General features: G+C 33.3%; 8 protein-coding genes. 3 read left to right on the top strand and 5 right to left on the bottom strand.

The features are described 5' to 3' along the window. Positions 1-100: 100 nt before the first annotated feature. The 5 genes from GW846_06100 to GW846_06080 all read right to left on the bottom strand — a co-directional run bounded on the left by GW846_06100 (position 101) and on the right by GW846_06080 (position 3,410). Positions 101-289 carry a hypothetical protein gene (locus GW846_06100; protein ID NDK10317.1) on the bottom strand — a complete coding sequence of 63 codons (189 nt, stop codon included), beginning with the start codon at positions 287-289 and terminating at the stop codon, positions 101-103. Continuing rightward, positions 265-1,311 carry a hypothetical protein gene (locus GW846_06095; protein NDK10316.1) on the bottom strand — a complete coding sequence of 349 codons (1,047 nt, stop codon included), beginning with the start codon at positions 1,309-1,311 and terminating at the stop codon, positions 265-267. The genes GW846_06100 and GW846_06095 overlap by 25 nt, the downstream gene beginning before the upstream one ends. A 22-nt stretch (positions 1,312-1,333) precedes the next feature. Beyond that, entirely contained in the window at positions 1,334-1,813 is a 480-nt protein-coding gene (locus tag GW846_06090; GenBank protein ID NDK10315.1) for a site-specific DNA-methyltransferase, read from the bottom strand. 455 nt (positions 1,814-2,268) lie between these two features. Next, a complete protein-coding gene (locus tag GW846_06085) occupies positions 2,269-3,009 on the bottom strand; it encodes a putative folate metabolism gamma-glutamate ligase (protein ID NDK10314.1) in 741 nt (246 codons plus the stop codon). A gap of 8 nt (positions 3,010-3,017) precedes the next feature. After that, entirely contained in the window at positions 3,018-3,410 is a 393-nt protein-coding gene (locus GW846_06080; GenBank protein NDK10313.1) for a dihydrofolate reductase, read from the bottom strand. Between the two features lie 459 nt (positions 3,411-3,869). On the opposite strand from GW846_06080, the gene GW846_06075 reads away from it, so the two are divergent. From GW846_06075 to GW846_06065, 3 genes are all read left to right on the top strand, one after another. Continuing rightward, the gene (locus GW846_06075; protein ID NDK10312.1) at positions 3,870-4,031 is read left to right on the top strand and encodes a hypothetical protein; all 162 of its coding nucleotides are present in this window, start codon (positions 3,870-3,872) and stop codon (positions 4,029-4,031) included. A 5-nt stretch (positions 4,032-4,036) separates the two neighbouring features. Then, positions 4,037-4,318, top strand: a complete 282-nt coding sequence (locus GW846_06070; GenBank protein ID NDK10311.1) for a hypothetical protein — start codon at positions 4,037-4,039, stop codon at positions 4,316-4,318. A 31-nt stretch (positions 4,319-4,349) separates the two neighbouring features. Continuing rightward, on the top strand, positions 4,350-4,691 hold a 342-nt coding region (locus tag GW846_06065; GenBank protein NDK10310.1), incomplete at its 3' end, for a cyanophycin synthetase.

The following is a 4,691-nucleotide window of genomic DNA, read 5'->3' as shown; positions in this document are numbered from 1 at the left end:
TAAATCATTTTCCTTAGTATACCTTTGTAATAAATTCCAAATAACTAAAGCGGGCGTAACTCCATTAAATTTATAATTTCCATAGTTTTGATTAGAAAAATTATTCTTTTTTCCGATTATAAAATTGCCTGATATTTTCTTTTACCCAATCATAAAAATCAATTTCTAAAAATTTCAAAAACTCTTCAAATTTCTCTTCTGAAAACTCTATTTTATTGTCTTCAAAATATTCCTTACAAATACTATGAATCTCATTAATATTTATTATTGTTGAAAGTTTTTTGTTCATCTTGTTAATTTTTTAAAAATAATTTTACTATTTTCATCAACAGAATATGTATAGCACGCTAAATTATATAATCTATCATAATCATCAAATTTCTTGATAATTTCCTGTTCTCGCTCTCTTTGATTACCAAAATCTCTACCAACTACAATACCTTGTATCATTTCTTTTTTAATCCCAGGAAACAATCTTGCTGTCCATTCAATATATTCGATTAACTGGTCAATTGAATCTGATTCTAAAACACCTTTTTTTAACTCAAACACACCTACACCAAGTTTGAGCCACATATCAAACAAATTTTTTTCATAAACAGCAATAATATCTACTGCGCCACCAGCAATATAAGTGCTAACCTGATTATAAATGTCAACAAAATATTGTGATTTATCTCCGTTCACAAATTGGGTTAAGGAATTCAACTCGTTCTGATCGTTCAGTAAATAAGTTTCAAGTTGAGACTCTAAACGAAACTCTTTTAATCCTTCCCCCAAAAATTCTCGTGGATCAAAATTATTTTCCTCTTGATTATGACCTTTTTTAGGGCTTTCTTTTGTTGAACCATAAGCATTTTGTTGTACTAATGATTCAAGTATTAATTTCCCTTCGCTTGGTAAAAGATTTATAATGCTTTTATTGATTAGCGCTGAACTATCAATAACGGATTTTATTCTACCTTCTTCCCGTAGATCATAAAGTTTTTGCGCTGAAATCGGTTTTTCGCAAATATGTTCAACAGTCGTGTCAATTTTTACACGATAAGGATATTTATCTTTTCCATTTTCATCTTTTGCCCAAACCAATTCATCATTATAAAAAGGCTCTGAAACAACTTTGAATGGTCCATAAATAAAAGGGCGAGTTCTGTTTCCAATTTTTTGTGTTGTGTAGATAAAAATGAAATTACCTTTATGAACATTGGCTATTTGATTCATTTGTGTGCGACCGACGCCAAATAACCCATATTCAAAACTCTTTTCATAAAAAATTGGAGTAATAAAAAGATGGAATTTATATCGTTGCATAAGACAATTTTATCATTAAAAATTATTTAATTCAGATAATTTTTTTGAAAATAAAGGCTAATTTTCTTTTCTCTTCGGGCTTAAACCAATAATCAATTCGGTCATGTATAGGCAACTGAACTTTAATGTGTTCAGAATAGAAATTTAATTTGTTCTTTAATTCAATAAATGCTTTTTCTAATTTAATCGGCGATATTGGAGTAATTTTTGCCTTTGTAATCAACACAGCAACAGGATTTATATCTACGCCAATTGATTTTCTTCCAAGAACTTTAGATTCAACTAATGTTGTGCCACAACCTCCAAACGGATCAACAACTAAATCATTTTTTGTTGTATATTTTTCGACCAATCGAGATACGATCTGGGGAATAAATTTAGCAGGATAACGATGATAACCATGGGTTATATAGGCAGTATCTTTCCTTGTCTTGTCAGCAAATGACCAGGAGTAATCTATTTTAATCTTTGATAATAATTTTTTAATCTCGTCTTTAGACATGTGTAATTTTATTATAGATGTTTTTTAAAGCAAAAGTATATGTGATTATCAAAATTTAAAGTATTATTTTCTACATCTATAGCAAATCTCGATAATTATCAAATAGGTAAAGTAGAGGGGATTAAATTGTATTCTTGTGTTTGAGATATTTTAGATAATTCCTTCAAAAATTTGATAAACTTATCTATTATAGAGTTCGAAAGAAGACAACGGAGGCTCACAGTTTGCAACAAGACGGGCTCGCAAAGCGAGCCCTTATTTATTTTGGAGCTTAAAATCAATATTTTTGTCAACCAAAGAAAACTTCGAACCCATCTTTTTGACAAATTCTGAAAGTTCTTGGTACTTTCTTTTTAGAGCTTTAATTTTTTTGCTATTAAGCCCTAACAAGAATTCCTTTGCGAGTTCGAACCAATTGTTTCCCTGGCGTTCAAATGAGAAAAAAAATGCTTAAACTATTTTCTTCCCTTTAACCACTTTACTCCTTTTAGCAAAGCGGCATACAAATCGTCTTTCATTGATATTTGAAGTCCTTTAAGCTCAAATTTCGAAGGATTTCTATCCTGAAATTTAACAAAGGGCACATCTTCTATAATAGCAAGAGGTGTTTGTTCGTTTCCCTCACCCATGACTAAAACTGCGGTAGCGGCTAGGGCGTCCACAATGTTGGCTTTGGTTACATGTAAAGGCCTACCAAAAATGTCGGGTTTTCCGATGTAATTATTTAAGGCCGAAAAACCGCTATGAGCAATTGCTATTCCTGTTGTTCCCCATCTTAAAGGAGTAGTTCTGCTATCAGTTATAATAATTCCCACGTGCTTCAATGAAAACTTTTTCTTTAAGTATTCCCTTATCTCGTTGGCTGTTTTTTGTGGGTCTTTTGGCCAAAGAACATAGTACCCATTTCCGTTTGACTCATCAATACCCGCGGTTGGAACTAAAAGATTTCTCTTTATAGTAAGTGTGATATTATACTTGTTCCCGTGGGATGGCAGATAATATTCTGCTTCTTGTTCTATCAGTTTTTTCTTATCTATTTCTCCTATCTTTATTACACGCCCTTCACAAATAGAAACAATTTTAGAAGTCACAACGACGATGGATTTCTCTTTGAAGGAAGATATATATCGATTAATTACTTGAGGCAAAGCCTGTGGAGAAGTTATTTTACGGGTTTTTATTGGAATCGTTTTCATAGATTCAACTAACTTAAAATTTTGTATTTTAATAATAATGTTCCACTCTGATTCAATCTTTTAATGTTCATCAGTTCCAGTAATACTTCAAATTCCCCTTCCCTAACAAGTGTTTTTCCTTTTCCAAAAATCCTAGGTTCCAGAGTAAGATATAATTCATCAACGAGGCTTTCTTTTAAGAATAAAGCATTTATCGTTCCTCCTCCAAGAAGTAGCATTTGTTTAAAACCTTTGTTTTCCAACTGCTTGACAAGCTGTTGTGGCGACTCATTACTAAACTCAAGTTTTCCCGGAACAGCATTTGCACTGTATCTTCCAGGGTTCCTTGTTAAGATGATTCTTAATTGGCTACCATCTAGCTTTATGTTTTTTCGCGCTGCTTCGTAAGTTTCGCTCCCCATCACATCAAATTGTTTTTCTTAAGAAGAGAAGAAAAATATTTCTTGTCCTCCTTAGATGTCCATTTATAAATATCTGGGTCATTGCCCTTTGTTATTTTTCCATTCAGGGTAGCAACCATAATCATAATAATTTTCACTTAAATAAACAAAGGGTGTTTCAATAAAAGTCTTTATCCCCATCAACTCTGAGACAATGATGCAAAAGATGTAAAGGGCGAAAAAAAGATCAAATCTGTTTATTTTTAAATTAAGTTTTTTTTGGTTCATAGAGAAGAATAATATTCAAGGAGTTAACTCGTGGATTCATATAGCCATTATTATAACAAAACCACTTAGGCTGTCAATTTTAAGACTACAGCTTTTTGACACCGACCTTTGTTTCTAGTATAATACACGTCTGCTTATGTTAAAAGAAGTAGAACCGTGAGAGGACAAAATAAAGTTTCTAGCAAGTATAGTATGATAGCTGAAATAGCTCCCGAGTTGGGACTAGAAGTGCATATTGAACCTGAATATGGTTACGTTGGTCAGATAAAAACCAAAGACGGCAGAATATTTTACTTTCGCAATACAAGCTTTGACTTAAATGGACAAAGCTCTGGTGATAACGCAAAAAGATAAGGGATATGCTGCCTATTTTATGAAACTCATGGACTATCTCATACCTGAAGGAGGAACTTGTTGTTGGACTAGAGTATATATTTAATGAAATTAAGGACCGTGTAGCCATTTTGCAACGCTTCGTTGAGGGCGATGACTACAGAATTGTAGTCCTAGATCAGGAAGTTATTGCTTCATATCGTCGGTTGCCATTATCTGTCGAAGGAGACGGAGTCCATTCAATAATTCAATTACTCCAAATCAAGCAAGAAAGATTTCGCCAAATGGACCGTGATAACGGTAATTAAAACTAACGATCCTAAAATCAAAAGGAAGCTAATGCGTTCAGGCTTAAACTTTGATGTAATACCCGCCCCTGACAAAGTTTTACCTCTACTAGACAACGCAAATTTATCTGCGGGTGGAGACGCCATTGACGTTACCGATGTTATGCATCCTAGCTATAAAGAAACTGCCATAAGGCTATCTCGTGATATGGGCTTACGTTATAGCGGCGTTGACATCATTACGGCCGCACCAATTGAAAACCCAATTGGCCAGTATTTTGTTATCGAAATTAATGCTGCGCCCGGACTTGATTATTATGTGGAGATGGGAGATAAGCAACGAAGGACGGCTAGAGAGATGTATAAAAAGGTCTTAGTTGCCATGACTAATCCA

The organism is Candidatus Gracilibacteria bacterium (assembly GCA_010119145.1).
Lineage (GTDB): Bacteria > Patescibacteriota > Gracilibacteria > BD1-5 > UBA6164 > JAACSU01.
The sequence above is the reverse complement of the archived record's forward strand: the minus strand, read 5'-3'. Positions and strand labels throughout refer to the sequence as shown.